The sequence below is a fragment of the Amycolatopsis balhimycina FH 1894 genome (assembly GCF_000384295.1).
In the GTDB taxonomy this organism is placed as follows: Bacteria; Actinomycetota; Actinomycetes; order Mycobacteriales; family Pseudonocardiaceae; genus Amycolatopsis; species Amycolatopsis balhimycina.
This window is the reverse complement of the sequence record NZ_KB913037.1, coordinates 5,347,224-5,360,869: the sequence shown is the minus strand read 5'-3', so window position 1 is coordinate 5,360,869 and position 13,646 is coordinate 5,347,224. Positions and strand designations below refer to the sequence as shown.

At 69.3% G+C, this 13,646-nt stretch carries 13 protein-coding genes; 6 read left to right on the top strand and 7 right to left on the bottom strand.

Features of this window, described 5'->3' with window-relative positions:
* Window positions 1-4 precede the first annotated feature (4 nt).
* A complete protein-coding gene (locus A3CE_RS0124030) occupies window positions 5-1,390 on the bottom strand; it encodes a helix-turn-helix transcriptional regulator (RefSeq protein WP_020642665.1) in 1,386 nt (461 codons plus the stop codon).
* A gap of 335 nt (window positions 1,391-1,725) precedes the next feature.
* Between A3CE_RS0124030 and A3CE_RS0124025 the strand changes: the two genes are divergently transcribed.
* Both A3CE_RS0124025 and A3CE_RS0124020 read left to right on the top strand, forming a co-directional pair.
* Window positions 1,726-2,079 (top strand): hypothetical protein, encoded by a 354-nt coding sequence (locus tag A3CE_RS0124025; RefSeq protein WP_026468802.1) that lies wholly within the window; start codon window positions 1,726-1,728, stop codon window positions 2,077-2,079.
* Window positions 2,080-2,091: 12 nt separating this feature from the next.
* The gene (locus A3CE_RS0124020) at window positions 2,092-2,505 is read left to right on the top strand and encodes a hypothetical protein (RefSeq protein ID WP_020642663.1); all 414 of its coding nucleotides are present in this window, start codon (window positions 2,092-2,094) and stop codon (window positions 2,503-2,505) included.
* 382 nt (window positions 2,506-2,887) lie between these two features.
* On the opposite strand, the gene A3CE_RS0124015 is transcribed toward A3CE_RS0124020, so the two are convergent.
* Both A3CE_RS0124015 and A3CE_RS0124010 read right to left on the bottom strand, forming a co-directional pair.
* On the bottom strand, window positions 2,888-4,153 hold the full coding sequence (locus A3CE_RS0124015; RefSeq protein WP_020642662.1) for an MFS transporter: 1,266 nt from the start codon (window positions 4,151-4,153) through the stop codon (window positions 2,888-2,890).
* The gene (locus A3CE_RS0124010) at window positions 4,146-5,468 is read right to left on the bottom strand and encodes a GH1 family beta-glucosidase (protein WP_020642661.1); all 1,323 of its coding nucleotides are present in this window, start codon (window positions 5,466-5,468) and stop codon (window positions 4,146-4,148) included. Before A3CE_RS0124010 ends, A3CE_RS0124015 begins: the two co-directional genes overlap by 8 nt.
* Before the next feature lie 130 nt (window positions 5,469-5,598).
* On the opposite strand from A3CE_RS0124010, the gene A3CE_RS0124005 reads away from it, so the two are divergent.
* A complete protein-coding gene (locus A3CE_RS0124005) occupies window positions 5,599-6,249 on the top strand; it encodes a TetR/AcrR family transcriptional regulator (protein ID WP_020642660.1) in 651 nt (216 codons plus the stop codon).
* A 196-nt stretch (window positions 6,250-6,445) separates the two neighbouring features.
* Here the strand turns inward: A3CE_RS0124005 and A3CE_RS0124000 are convergent, their stop codons facing one another.
* Window positions 6,446-7,630: an amino acid deaminase/aldolase gene (locus tag A3CE_RS0124000; RefSeq protein ID WP_020642659.1), complete on the bottom strand. Its 1,185-nt coding sequence runs from the start codon at window positions 7,628-7,630 to the stop codon at window positions 6,446-6,448.
* A gap of 87 nt (window positions 7,631-7,717) precedes the next feature.
* Between A3CE_RS0124000 and A3CE_RS0123995 the strand changes: the two genes are divergently transcribed.
* The gene (locus A3CE_RS0123995) at window positions 7,718-9,016 is read left to right on the top strand and encodes a D-arabinono-1,4-lactone oxidase (RefSeq protein ID WP_020642658.1); all 1,299 of its coding nucleotides are present in this window, start codon (window positions 7,718-7,720) and stop codon (window positions 9,014-9,016) included.
* Between the two features lie 8 nt (window positions 9,017-9,024).
* Here the strand turns inward: A3CE_RS0123995 and A3CE_RS0123990 are convergent, their stop codons facing one another.
* From A3CE_RS0123990 to A3CE_RS0123980, 3 genes are read right to left on the bottom strand one after another with little or no spacing between them, the layout of a single operon-like run.
* Window positions 9,025-9,975, bottom strand: a complete 951-nt coding sequence (locus A3CE_RS0123990; RefSeq protein ID WP_020642657.1) for a ribose-phosphate diphosphokinase — start codon at window positions 9,973-9,975, stop codon at window positions 9,025-9,027.
* On the bottom strand, window positions 9,972-10,622 hold the full coding sequence (locus A3CE_RS0123985; RefSeq protein ID WP_020642656.1) for an NAD(P)H-binding protein: 651 nt from the start codon (window positions 10,620-10,622) through the stop codon (window positions 9,972-9,974). Before A3CE_RS0123985 ends, A3CE_RS0123990 begins: the two co-directional genes overlap by 4 nt.
* Before the next feature lie 33 nt (window positions 10,623-10,655).
* Window positions 10,656-11,309, bottom strand: a complete 654-nt coding sequence (locus A3CE_RS0123980) for a hypothetical protein (RefSeq protein ID WP_020642655.1) — start codon at window positions 11,307-11,309, stop codon at window positions 10,656-10,658.
* A gap of 410 nt (window positions 11,310-11,719) precedes the next feature.
* On the opposite strand from A3CE_RS0123980, the gene A3CE_RS0123975 reads away from it, so the two are divergent.
* Entirely contained in the window at window positions 11,720-12,790 is a 1,071-nt protein-coding gene (locus A3CE_RS0123975) for an HpcH/HpaI aldolase/citrate lyase family protein (RefSeq protein ID WP_020642654.1), read from the top strand.
* Window positions 12,787-13,638, top strand: a complete 852-nt coding sequence (locus tag A3CE_RS0123970; protein ID WP_026468801.1) for an HpcH/HpaI aldolase/citrate lyase family protein — start codon at window positions 12,787-12,789, stop codon at window positions 13,636-13,638. Before A3CE_RS0123975 ends, A3CE_RS0123970 begins: the two co-directional genes overlap by 4 nt.
* Window positions 13,639-13,646 lie beyond the last annotated feature (8 nt).

Here is a 13,646-nt window from a genome sequence, read left to right as displayed (position 1 = left end):
GGGACTATGCGGCGTAGAAAGAGTGGAGGCGATCGGCGAGGTCACGGGCGTCGGCGTTGTTGCGGCGGCGCTCGGCCTCTTCCTGCAGAGGCCGCATCCGGTCCTTGACCCGCTCGGACTTGATGCCCTCGGCGCAGTCGATGGCCTTGCCGCCGACCTTGGCGCCGTGGTCGAGGTCGCCGTCGAGCAGGTGGTTGGTGGCGAGCGCGCTCAGCATGAACGTCTTGGAGCGGGCCATTTCGTCGTCGTAGGACTCGACGGCCCTGGTCAGCGCGGGGATCGCGTACTTGGTGTGCTCGGCGTTCTTCTGCGCGAGGACGGTGTGGACGGTGCCGACCATGGCGTAGACGTCGGTCTCGGTGAAGAACTTCACCCACGACTCGGCTTCGGCCAGGTTGGCGCGCTCGAACTCGTCCTTGCTCCGGCCGAGCAGCTTCACCGCCTGCTCTTCGTTGCCCATCATCGCGTAGGCCCACGCCTCGTTCGCGCACAGAACCGAAACCGCCAGCTCGGAACCGGATTCCTGGGCGGCGATCTGGCCGAGCTGGAACAGCTTCAGCGCGTCGTTCGGGGCGTCCTGGTGCAGGTAGACGCGGCCCATGCGGTAGAGCACGTTGGCCACCAGCGGGTGGTTTTCGCCCTGCTTGGCCAGGTCCAGCGCGTTCGCGAAGTGGCCGCGGGCGGAGTCCATCAGCCCGGTGTCGAAGGAGGTCCAGCCGGCCAGCGAGTGGAGGTCGGCGAGCGCCACGTACAGCCGGTTCTTCACCAGTTCGGTGCCGTGCGACTCGAGCATCTGCTGGCCCCAGGACAGCTGGGCCACGACGGCGTCGCGGCAGAACCCGCCGCCGTACTGGTAGTCCAGCGCCCGCAGCGCGCGCGTCGCGGCTTCGACCTGGCGGACGTCGGTCATGCCGATGCGCCCCGGCGCCGGCGTCCTGGCCGGTCCGGCCGCCCACGTGCCCGATTCCGGACCGAACACCGCCGCACCCATCGTGACCTGGGCGGCGTGCGCGAGGAACCTCCGTCGCTTCACGGACTCGTCCTCCTCAGCCTGCTGGCCGTCGGCGGAGCCGACGACCCGTATCGCCGTGACCTCGTCGTAGGCGAGGCCCATGTATCCACGGGGGACGCCCAGGCCGTCGGCGATCCTCGTGAGGACGTCGTAGGCCATGACCTGGCGACCCTTGAGAATCTCCGACACCTCGGACTGGGACTGGCCGGTCATCGCGGCTATCTGGCGCTGCGAGACACCGTGCTTGCGCAGGAGCCGGTAGACGGCGCTGATCTCCCGCGTGGCGAGAGCCGCTCTCATCTCCGGCTGCTCCCACGCGTCAGCGGGAACCGCGTGGCTCTGCCGGGCTTCGGCACTGCCACCGCTACTGGCGTCCATCGCGCCCCCTCCACTGTCCGGTCGGGCGTCTGTTAACAGCGTAGGCAAACCTGGGAAACCGTGTGAACAGCCGAACTGGTGCCCTGATCGGTCCGGGCGAAGTCCGGTGACCGCTTACCGTGGAACCGAGTCCGGTCACCGCTATGACGCCAATTCGACCTTCTATCGCACCCGGTTTCACCTCACTGTAGTTGTCAGATCTCCGTCACCGGCCGCACACCGGTAGCGATCACGGAGAGCTACGAAACCCGCAGTGTTGTCCAGGTGCGCAGTGTCGTCCTGGTGCGATGTTGCAGAAGGCATCTTCGGAGACTTTCGACAGAGTGGAGAAGGGCGTGGAGTTCGTGGACTCGTTCGCAGGGGGACATGCCGGTACGGCCACCCGCGCCTTGCGGCCGGCGGTGGCGTCGGTCTCTCCCGTTTCTCCCGTCTCCGCCGTCCGCCCTGTCACCCCGGCCGCCGCGGTCGACCCCCGCACGGCGAGCGTCCGGCACTACGAGGGCGGTCAGCTCGTGTGGCGGGTGCAGTGCAGCGACCTGATCAGCCGGGAACGCGCCGTGACGGTGTTCGTCGAAGACAACCAGGTGGTACTGGTCTCGCCCCCCGGTGAGACCGCGCGGTTGACGTCCGGCCAGCTCGGACAGCTGCGCGCCGCGCTCAACGAAGCCGCCAAGATGGCGGAAAGGTAACGGTGAGCTGACATGGATCAGGTACTCGGGCAGGTCCTCCGCAATGCGGTCTGGGAGCGCCTCGACATGCTGACCGACCTGGCGAACCGCGCCGACGCCCAGTCGCTCGTCTCGGTCGCGCGCTCCGAACTGCCCCGGTTGACCGAGGCGTGGCGCGCGATGCTGAAGATGCACGAGCCCGACGAGCGCGGTGACTGCCCGACCTGTTCGACCCGGTGGCACCGCTGCAAGGCGCCGTGCTCGGTCTGGCAGGTCGCGCACGAACACTTGGTAGCCGGCGGGCTGGCCCCGCAGCAGCAGGCCACGGCCGATCGGCGGCTGCAGGGACGCCGCAAGAGCCCGGTTCCGGTCCACCCGGCCCCCACCGCGGCCGAGACCACCGGTCGCCACGCGCTAGTGAACCCGCGCCGAGCGGTCACAGCCTGAGCCTCCAGACCGGCGAGCGCGGCCGACCGATCGCCCCATCGGACCCCGTGCCGGACTCGCCGTCGGCCGGGGACTGTTTCGCCCGCACCCCCGAGCAGCGCGAACCAGTCCTCGGCCACTACCCCGGTCCCCACCGCGATTAATCGAAAAAAATACGCGTTAGCCCTAGCCCGGGCGGTAATCGCCCGCTAGATTGATCATCGAAGACAGCGTCGATCATGGGTCTGGTCCAGCTGTCGCCCCGCCCTTGAGCGGCCCTCGAATTCCGCGGGCCGGTGCCGTTGCACTCCCCTCCCCCGACCGGCACCGGCCCGCGGTTCCATACCCGCAAAGCAGTGAAGGTCACCTTCGGAGTCCGAAGGTGACCTTCACGCTTTTGGCTCTAGCGGACTGCCTTCACTCGCAGCACCAGCACCGAGGCCAGGAGCGTCGCGACCGCCGAGGCCGCGAAGAGCCCGGAATAGCCGCCGAGGTAGGCCAGCACCAGCGGCGTCAGCAGCGGAGCCACCACCTGCGGCAGCGAATTCGCGATGTTGATGACGCCGAGGTCCTTCGCGCGGTCCTGCGCCGTCGGGAGCACCTGCGTCAGCATCGCCAGCGCGACCGCCATGTACGCCCCGAAACCGACGCCGAGCAGCGGCGACGCGGCGAGCGCCACCGGCCAGCTCTGCCAGAGCACCAGCAGCAAAGCGGCCAATGCCATCACGCCGGAGGCCACCAGGACGTACGGCTTACGCCGTCCGGACTTGTCGGAGAAGTGCCCCGCGAGCACCGCGCCGATGACGAGCGCGACGCCGTAGAGCGCCATCATGATGAGCAGCCCGGTGTCCGGGTCCGGGTAGTGCACCGCGTCCTTGAGGAAGAACAACAGGTAGAGCGTCCCGAACGCGTTGCCGAGGTTGATCATGAAGTGGCACGACCACGCCCACGCGAAGTCCGGGTGGCGCCGAGGCGAGACCCAGAGGTTGCGGAGGACCTCGCCGGCCTTGGACGACGGGCGGAACTCCGCCGGCAGCCGCGCGTCCGGCGTCCGGAGCACGAAGAACGCGGCGCCGATCACGACAATCCCGGCACAGACCGCGTAGGCCAGCGGGATCCCGGCGATGCCGAGCATGACGACGACCACGACCGCGCCCAGCACCGTGCCGAGCATCTGCGCGATGCCGACGAGCCCGCCGACCTGCGCCCGCTGCCCGACCGGGACGCGGTCGGCGATCGCGGACATCAGCGTGGCGAGCATTCCGTTGAGCCCGGCCTGGACGAGGCACCAGCCGACGATCAGGAGCGCGACGTCCGGGGCGAACGCCAGCACCAGCAGCCCGACGGCCGCGACCGCCGCGCCGATCACCGTCCACGGGTGGCGGCGGCCGAACCGCGAGCACGTCCGATCCGACAGCAGCCCGACCGCCGGGTTGACGATCAGCGCCACGACCGCGCCGACGCCCATCACCAGGCCGAGCACGAACTCCTTGTTCGCCTGGTCGAGCAGCTCGGCCTGCTGCGGCAGCAGCACCTGGATCGGCGCGTAGATGCCCAGCCAGAGCGCGATGTTCGCGAAGAACAGCAGGCTCATCCAGCCGGGCCGCACCCGCACGACGGGCTCGGCGAGCGCCTCGGGCAGGCCCGTCGCTTCGGTCGTCTCACTCATTCCGCACCAGCTTCCGGTACCAGTGGAACGAGTCCTTCGGCGTCCGCCGCAGGGTCTCGTAGTCGACGTGCACCAGGCCGAAGCGCGGCGCGTAACCCTTGGACCACTCGAAATTGTCCATCAGGGACCAGCAGAAGTAGCCACGGACGTCGACACCGGCGTCCATCGCCTCGCGCAGCGCGACGAGGTGACTGTGCAGGAAGTCGATGCGTTCGGGGTCGTGGACGCCGCCGTCTTCGGCGACTTCGTCGGCGAAGCTGCAGCCGTTCTCGGTGATCTGGATCGGCGGGAGCTGGTCCCGGTAGCGGCGGTGGAAGTCGAGCAGCAGCTCCCGCAGGGCGTGCGGGACGATCGGCGAGTCGTTGGTCGTCATCGGGTAGCCCTCGACGTCGCGCAGCTCGAAGGGCAGCGGGTTGCCCGGGCCGGGCTTGGCGACGCCCTGGGGCTCGTAGTAGTTGACGCCGTAGAAGTCGAGGGGCTGCGCGATCGTCGGCAGGTCGTCGGCGAACCCGGCCGGCAGGTGCGCGTGAAGTTGCTCGGGGTAACTGCCGAGAAGCATGGGGTCCGCGTAGAGCCGGTTGAGCAGCGCGTCGAGCCACTCCGCGGCCGCGTTGTCCTCCGGGGTGTCGTCGGCGGGCCAGATGGGCGAGTGGTTGTTGGCGGTGCCGATGTTCGTGGCGCCGGCGGCGCGGAGGGCCTGGACGGCCAGGCCGTGCGCGAGGTTCTGGTGGTGCGCGGTGGGGATGGCGTCGAGCAGGAGCACCTTTCCGGGCGCGTACTCGCCGATGCCGTAGCCGAAAATGGACATGACCATCGGCTCGTTGAGCGGAATCCACAGCTTCACCCGATCGGCGAAGCGGTCTCCGATGATCTGGGCGTACTCGGCGAAGCGCTCAGCGGTCGCCCGGGAGAGCCAGCCGCCTTCGTCTTCGACGGCTTGGGGGGTGTCCCAGTGGTAGAGCGTGACGGCGGGAGCGATGCCCGCTTCACAGACGGCGTCGATGAGCTTGTCGTAGAAGCCGAGTCCTTCGGGGTTGGGTGCGCCCTTTCCGTCGGGCTGGATCCGAGGCCAGGCGATGGACATCCGGTAGGCACCGACGCCGAGTTCCGCCATCAGCGCGATGTCCTCGGGGTAGCGGTGGTAGTGGTCGGCGGCTACGTTTGCTTGTTCACCGCGGGCGATCTTGCCCTCGGTCGCGGTGAACGTGTCCCAGATGGACGGTCCGCGCCCACCTTCACTGGTGGCGCCTTCGATCTGGAACGCCGAGGTCGAAACACCCCAGAGGAAGTCGGGCGGGAAGATCGGGTTCTGCACCGGCTGCTGACCCCTTCGTCAGGACACCCGTACGGGTGAACATGAAAAGTTCTCATATACTAGGTCTTCACTCGTCCGTGGGGAAGCCCGTCGGCACGATAAAGTCCCAGATCAGACGAGGAGGAGCGCCGTGTCCGACATCCAGGCCGCGAAGGTGCCGGCAGAAGCCACCCCCTTACGCCGCCAACCGGTCCAGCAACGCAGCGCGAAACGGGTCGAGCAGATGCTCGACGCGAGCGCGGCGTTGATCGACGAGCTCGGTTACGACGCGCTGACGACGACCCTGATCGCCAAACGAGCGGGAGTCGCCGTCGGTTCGCTGTACCAGTTCTTCCCCGACAAGCGTGCGGTGGTGCAAGCGCTTACCGCCCGGAACCTCGACCGCTTCGTCGCGGCGGTGAACGAGCGGCTGACCCAGCTGGGCCCCGAGCACTGGTGGGACGTCGTCGACTCGATCCTCGACATCTACCTGGAGATGCACCGGTCGGTCCCGGGTTTTTCCAAGGTCCACTTCGGCGACATCATCGACCGCCAGCTGCTGGACGAGACCCGCGACAACAACGCGGTGATCGTCGACTCGCTGACGGACCTGGTGGCGACGCAGGTCGACCGCCCGGTGGAGGACCTGCGGTTCGCGATCACGATCGCCAACGAGGTGGCCGACGCGTTGATGAAGCTGGCTTTCCGGCAGGAGCCCCGCGGAGACGAGAAGATCGTCGCCGAGGCCAAGTACGTGGTGAAGGGGTATCTCGCGGCCCGGTTCGGCGAGCAGCAGGCTTAGGGCTGGTCGCAGCCCTTCGCCTTGGCGACCCGGCTGTCCACAGAAGTTGTCCACAGGTATGCACAGTTGTGGACAACTTCGCGTTGACGCTGCCAAAAACCCGGGACTGTCGGTGGGGGCCGATAGACTGGACTTGGGCACGCCCCCCAGGGAGGGCGGGGGAGTTTTCTGGGCGCCCCGGGGGCACACAAGCTGGTCAGCCGAAGTTCTGGTGCTCGCCTCGGTACGTGGGGACCGTGCGCTCCACCCGGTCGCCCATGACCAGGTGGTAGTGCGTGAAGCGCTCCGCCAGCTCGCCCGCCTTTGCGTGGCGCAACCACACTCGGTCGCCCAGCTTCAGGGTGCGGGCCGCTTTGCCCGTTACCGGCGTCTGGACTTCGCCCGCTCCCTCGAAGCCGAGGAGCTTCAGGCCCGCCGGTAGGTACGGCATCGGCTGGCGGGACGGGCCTGTCGGGCCTGAGGCGATGTAGCCGCCCGAAAACAGCGTGGCGATGTTACGGGTCGGGCGGCGGACCACCGGCAACGCGAACAACGCCGCCGGGCGGGGCTTGAAGCGGGTGTAGCTGTCGAAGAGCGTTGGGCCGATCAAGCCCGAGCCTGCCGCTATCTCCGTCACCACCGCGTCCGCGCCCGTCGACTCGATGCTGCCGGTGCCGCCGCCGTTCACGAACTCCAGGGGGGTCACCGACCGGACCGCGCGGATCACCTCGCCGCGGCGGCGGGCCAGCTCGGCCGCCGAACGGCGTTGCATCCAGCCGACCAGGAGCCGGTTGAACCGGCGGCCGGCCGCGTCGCCGAGGCCGGCGATCTGGCCTTCGTACGCCATCACGCCCACCAGGCGGAAGCCCGGCCGGGCGACGATCCGGCGGGCGAACGTCGAAGCCTGCTTCGGGGTGAACACCGGCGACCGGCGCGTGCCGACGTGGACTCCCGGCAGGGGGCGCCACGACGCGTCCAGCTCCAGGCAGACCCGGATCTCCGGGTGGCCGTGGCCGAGGGCGGCGTCCACCAGGTCCAGGTGCTCGGGCGAGTCGACCATGATCGAGATCGCCTCGCGAGCGCGCTCGGAAGCCGCCAGGCGGCGGAGGGCTTCGTGGTCGGCCGTCGGGTAGGCGACGACGATGTCGTCGGTCGTCCCCTGCTCCACGTGCCAGATCGCTTCGGCGAGCGAGTAGCACATCAGGCCCTCGAAGCCCGGCATCGCGAGCACGCGCTCGAGCAACGCCCGGCAGCGCACCGACTTGCTGACGACGCGGATCGGCTTGCCGGCCGCGCGTTGCCGGAGGTCGTCGGCGTTCGCGTCGAAGGCAGCCAAGTCGACGACGGCCAAGGGCGGGTCGAGGTCCTTGGTCGCCAAGTCGTACACCGTCGCACTGGTCACGAGGTCTAAAGTACGACACGAAGGCTTGAAACGCGAATACTATTCACTTACTGTTTCGAGCACTCGACCGACGAAGGGTGCGCGCGCATGACCCGGTGGACCAACTGGGCGGGCACCGCGTCCGCCTCACCGCAACACGTTCACCAGCCGCGCAGCACGGCTGAGATCGCGGCGACCATCGAAACCATCGCCGCGGCCGGCCGGACCGTGCGCCCCTGGGGCAGCGGACACTCCTTCACCGCGATCGCCGTCGCCGACTCCGATGCCCTCGACCTGCAGCACTGGACCGGCATCGAACGCGTCGACGTCGAAACCGGGCACGTCACCGTCCGCTCGGGCACGACGATCCGGGAGCTCAACGCGGCCCTCGACACGCTCGGGCTGGCCATGACCAACCTCGGCGACATCGACGCGCAGACCATCGCCGGCGCGATTTCCACCGGCACCCACGGCACCGGCGCGAAGCTCGGCGGCATCGCCACCCAGATCGCCGCGCTGGAGCTCGTCCTCGCGGACGGCTCGGTCGTCACCTGTTCGGCCGAGGAAAGACCCGACCTCTTCGCCGCCGCCCGCGTCGGCCTCGGCGCGCTCGGTGTGATCACCACGGTGACCCTGCGCTGCGAGCCGTCGTTCGTGCTGCGCGCCCAGGAACGGCCGGAGCCACTGGAGCAGGTGCTCGAAGGCTTCCACGACTTCGCCGACGAGAACGAGCACTTCGAGTTCTACTGGTTCCCCTACGGCAAGAACGCCCTGGTCAAGCGCAACAACCGGTGCGAAACGGCGGAGCCGCTGAGCAAGGTCCGCGAGTTCGTCGACTACCAGATCATGGAGAACGTCGCGTTCGGCGGTCTCTGCCGGACGGGACGGCTGATGCCGCAGCTCGTGCCGTCACTCGGCAGCTTCGCCTCGAACGTCCTGAGCGCGCGCGAGTACAGCGACCTCTCCCACCGCGTCTTCGTCACCGCGCGCAACGTCCGTTTCACCGAAACGGAATACGCTGTTCCACGTGAATCAGTGCTCGACGTGCTCGCCGAGCTACGGGCGGTAGTGCCGACGCTGAAGGACCCGGTGATGTTCCCGGTCGAGGTGCGGGTCGCCGCGGCGGACGACATCTGGCTGTCGACGGCGCAAGGCCGCGACTCCGCCTACATCGCCATCCACCAGTTCGTCGGCATGCCGTACCGCGAGTACTTCAGCGCGTTCGAGAAGATCGCCGGCGCCGTCGGCGGCCGCCCGCACTGGGGCAAGATGCACGACCTCGACGCCGGCGTCCTCCGCTCGCGTTACCCGCACTTCGACGACTTCCTGCGCGTGCGCAAGGAAACCGACCCGAGCGGAATCTTCAGCAACACCTACCTGGACCGGGTACTCGGCTCCGTCAGCTAGAAGAGGGCTTAGAAGAGCGCCGACACCGATTCGCCGTTGTGGATCCGGCGGATCGCCTCGGCCATGGCCGGCGCGATCGAAAGGATCTTCAGCTTCTCGGTGCGTTCTTCTTCGGGCACCGGCACGGTGTTGGTGCAGACGATCTCCAGCACCTCGGGCCGGTCGCCGATCCGCTCGATGGCCTTCGCCGCGAACAGCCCGTGCGTGCAGGCGACGCGGATCGAGCGCGGCTCCAGCTCGGCCAGCCTGTCCAGCAGCTCGAGCACCGTGCTGCCCTTGGCGATCTCGTCGTCGAGCACGATCACGTCCCGGCCGGTGACCTCGCCGATCACCGAGGTGATCTGGACGCGGTCGTCGGGGAAGCGCTCCTTCGCCCCGGCCGCGACCTGGACGCCGAGGAGCCGCGCGAAGTGCGACGCCTCCTTCGCATTGCCCAGGTCGGGCGAGACGACGGTGGTGCGCGAGAGGTCGTACTGCCGGAAGTGCTTGGCCAGCTCCTGCAGCGCGTGCAGGTGGTCGACCGGGACGCTGAAGAAGCCGTGCACCTGCGGGGAGTGCAGGGTCATCGCGAGCACGCGGCTCGCCCCGGCGGTCACCAGCAGGTCGGCGACCAGCCGGCCGCCGATGGAGATGCGCGGCGCGTCCTTCTTGTCCGAGCGCGCGTACGAGTAGTGCGGCATGACGGCGGTGATGCGGGACGCCGACGCGCCGCGCGCCGCGTCGAGCATGAGTAGCAGCTCGACGAGGTGTTCCTGGACCGGCTTGACCAGCGGCTGGATGATGAAGACGTCCCGCTCGCGGCAGTTCGCCTGCAGCTGCACCTCGAGGCAGTCGTTGGCGAACCGCTGGATCTCGACCGGCCGCAGCGGCACACCGAGGTGCTCACAGATCTCTTCGGCCAGCTCGGGGTGTGCGCTGCCGCTGAAGACGGCGATCTCTCTCGATGCCTGAGTGATCACAGCGCGGAGATCGCTTCGTCGATAGCGACCTCGCCCGAGATCAGCGTCAGGGTGCGGTGCACCGAAGCGGGCGTCTCGAGCAGGCCGGCGAGCACCGCGGCGACGTCGTCGCGCGGGATCGGGCCGCGTCCGGTCTTCTCGGCCAGCAGCACGAGGCCGGTGCCGGGGTCGTCGGTCAGCTGGCCGGGCCGGAGGATCGTCCAGTCGAGGTCGCGCGCCTTGAGGTCGTCCTCCGCCGCGCGCTTGGCACGCAGGTAGTGCCGGAATTCCTCGCTGACGTCAGGATTCTCCGGGTTGTCGGCACCGATTGAACCCACCTGGACGTGCCGCCGGACGCCGGCCCGCTCGGCCGCTTCGGCGAACAGCGCCGCGGCGCCACGGTCCACAGTGTCCTTGCGGGCGGTGCCGCTGCCCGGCCCCGCACCGGCGGCAAACACCGCAGCGTCGGCGCCCTTCAGGACCTCGGCGACGGCGTCCACATCGGAGTTCTCCAGGTCGAGCACGACGGGCTGGGCGCCGGCCGCTTCGAGATCCACCAAATGGGCAGGGTTCCGGATGATGCCGACCGCTTCGTCACCGCGCGCGGCGAGCAGCCGCTCGAGCCGCAGCGCGATCTGACCGTGTCCACCAGCAATGACGACTCGCATGAGTCCGACCCTAGTAGGGATGGATCGAGACCGTCAGTCGAGCGACGCGGGAACCTCGACGGTGCGGAGCAGGTGGTCGTAGACGAGCTCGTTCACCAATCGGGAGACCGGGTCCTCGGCCAGCACGACGCGCTCGGTGCGACCCTCGAGGTCGAGGTCGACGACCGCGTTCGGGTCGGCGGTGACGACGGCGAGGCCGTACGCGCGGGCGCGCGGCAGGCAGTTGCCGACGTAGTCCTCGGTCAGCACGGCCGGGGACGGGAGGACCATCGCGGCCTCGCCGTAGCGGGCGAACGGAACCGCGGAGGCCATCGCGGTGCGCCAGTGGCGCGCGACGGCCAGGACGCCGACGATCTCGGCGGCCGGGGCGGGGGCGGTTCCGGCCAGCTCCGGCCAGGTCCAGGTGTCGACGGTGGCACGGTCGGCCACCGGGCCGACACCCATCGCGATGCGTTCGGCGTGCACGTCGGTGCGGAGCTTGGCGACCACGCAGACCTTGCGGCCGAGGATCGTGGTCTCGGGGAGCACGACGCCGTTCCAGCCCAGCTGGGCGGCGGCAGCGCGGGCGAGCTCGTCGACGCTCGCGGGGAGCTCGATCGGCGGCACCACGCGGCTCGGCATCGACCGGCTGCGCTTCGCGCCACCGGCGACCGTCGAGCGCTCGGTGTTCTGAGGTGTAGCCGCCACGAGTCCGCCTCCTTCTAACCTGCACCGCTTCGTGACCGGGGAAAACCGGCACCTCACTTGTCTAACAGCGCGGCGGCGCGGCGTCGCCGGGTAGTGCGAGTGGCTGCGATCGGCGGCGCCCAGCGATCGATGACCGGTCGGTAGGCGGTCATCGGACTTCGGTCGAACGGTGCGGCCAACCGAGTGAGAGCCAGGTGAGTGGCATTACCGTCCGCCCGCGACCGACTACACACGGGCGAATCCCCGGCTAGCCCGTTCGGCGCAACCCGGGGAAAATCCACAGTGGACGCGGGTCGCTGAGCTGCGGTTGTCCGCCGTCACCCCCACGGCGGTGAGCTACGCCGCAGCGGGCACGCGCGCCCGCGACTAAAGTTACCCACCAGTCACTTAGCCGCCGCCGTGGAGGACCGATGCGCTCCCCGAAGGACTTCTTCGCCCCGCTCGCCCTGGGCGCGCCCGCTCCCGTGCGGGAGATCCCGGTGACGCCGTCCCGGATGATCCACTTCTTCGACCCCGGCAACGAGAAGATGGCGGCGAAGGTGCCGGACATCGCCAAGAAGGTCGACGTCCTGCTCGGCAACCTCGAGGACGCCGTCCGCGCCGACCGCAAGGAAGCCGCGCGCGCCGGGCTCGTCGCGATCGCCAAGGCGAACGACTTCGGCCGGACGCAGCTGTGGACGCGCGTCAACAGCCTGGACTCCCCGTGGGTCCTCGACGACCTGGTCACGCTGGTCACCGAGATCGGCGACAAGCTCGACGTGATCATGGTGCCGAAGGTCGAAGGCGCGCAGGACATCCACTACGTCGACCGGCTGCTGGCCCAGCTCGAGGCGCGCGCCGGGCTGACGAAGCCGTTGCTGGTGCACGCGATCCTCGAGACGGCGAGCGGCGTGGCCAATGTGGAGGAGATCGCCGGCGCGAGCCCGCGCATGCAGGGCATCTCGCTCGGCCCGGCCGACCTGGCCGCGAGCCGCCGGATGAAGACGACCCGCGTCGGCGGCGGGCACCCGGGCTACCTGGTGCGCACCGACCCCGTCGGCGACGACCTGACCGAGGGCCGGACGACGTACCAGCAGGACCTCTGGCACTACACGGTGGCGCGGATGGTCGACGCCTGCGCGATGCACGGGATCCTGCCGTACTACGGGCCGTTCGGGGACATCCGCGACGTCGTCGCGTGCGAGGACCAGTTCCGCAACGCGTTCCTGCTCGGCTGCGTCGGCGCGTGGAGCCTGCACCCGGTGCAGATCGACATCGCGAAGAAGGTGTTCTCGCCGTCGCCGTCCGATGTGGCCTGGGCGCGGCGCGTGATCGCGGAGATGGGCGACGGCACGGGCGCGGTGATGATCGACGGGAAGATGCAGGACGACGCGTCGGTGAAGCAGTGCCGCGTGGTCGCCGAACTGGCCGACGCCCTCGCGGCGGACGACCCCGAGCTCGCGGCCGCCTACGACGCCGCCACCAAGGAGGCCCTCGGATGACCACGCCCAGACGCTCTGTCCTCTACATGCCCGGCGCGAACGAGCGGGCGCTGGAAAAGGCCAAGACGATCCCCGCGGACGCGCTGATCCTCGACCTCGAGGACGCCGTCGCGCCGGACGCGAAGGAGGCCGCGCGCGAGCGGGTGTGCGCGGCGGTCGGTTCGTACGGCACGCGTGAGGTGACGATCCGGGTCAACGGCCTCGACACCGAATGGCACGACGCCGACCTGCGCGCGGCCGCGTCGGCCGGGCCGGCCGCGGTGGTCGTGCCGAAGGTGAACTCCGCCGCCGAGGTGCACAACATCGAGCGGGCGCTGGAACTCGGCGGGGCGCCGGACCACACGAAGATCTGGGCGATGGTCGAGACGCCGGTGGCGATGCTGCACGCGGAGGAGATCGCGGCGGCGTCCGAGCGGCTGACCGTGCTGGTGATGGGCACGAACGACCTGGCCAAGGAGCTGCACGCGGAGTTCGTGCCGGGCCGTGGCCCATTGCTGGGCGGGCTCTCGCTGTGCCTGCTGGCCGCGCGGGCGACCGGCAAGGTGATCCTCGACGGCGTCTACAACGACGTGAAGGACCTTGAAGGTTTCGAGGCCGAGTGCGAGCAGGGCCGTCAATACGGCTTCGACGGCAAGACGCTGATCCACCCGGCGCAGGTGGGGCCGTGCAACCGGATCTTCGCGCCGTCCGAAGTGGAGATCGACCGGTCGCGGCGGATCATCGAGGCCTTCGAGGAAGCGCAGAAGAACGGCCGGGGTGTGGTGACGGTGGACGGCCGGATGATCGAGAACCTGCACGTTGACAACGCCCGGCGGGTGCTGGCGCTGGCGGAAGCCGTCGGTGGCTGAAGGGCACC

Excerpts from the sequence above, each read along its gene's own strand:
- A3CE_RS0124020 (WP_020642663.1), top strand. The coding sequence starts at position 2,092 with ATGGATCAGGTACTCGGGCAGGTCCTCCGCAATGCGGTCTGGGAGCGC.
- A3CE_RS0123970 (WP_026468801.1), top strand. The coding sequence starts at position 12,787 with ATGACCACGCCCAGACGCTCTGTCCTCTACATGCCCGGCGCGAACGAG.
- A3CE_RS0124015 (WP_020642662.1), bottom strand. The coding sequence starts at position 4,153 with ATGAGTGAGACGACCGAAGCGACGGGCCTGCCCGAGGCGCTCGCCGAG.
- A3CE_RS0123985 (WP_020642656.1), bottom strand. The coding sequence starts at position 10,622 with ATGCGAGTCGTCATTGCTGGTGGACACGGTCAGATCGCGCTGCGGCTC.
- A3CE_RS0124030 (WP_020642665.1), bottom strand. The coding sequence starts at position 1,390 with ATGGACGCCAGTAGCGGTGGCAGTGCCGAAGCCCGGCAGAGCCACGCG.
- A3CE_RS0123975 (WP_020642654.1), top strand. The coding sequence starts at position 11,720 with ATGCGCTCCCCGAAGGACTTCTTCGCCCCGCTCGCCCTGGGCGCGCCC.
- A3CE_RS0123995 (WP_020642658.1), top strand. The coding sequence starts at position 7,718 with ATGACCCGGTGGACCAACTGGGCGGGCACCGCGTCCGCCTCACCGCAA.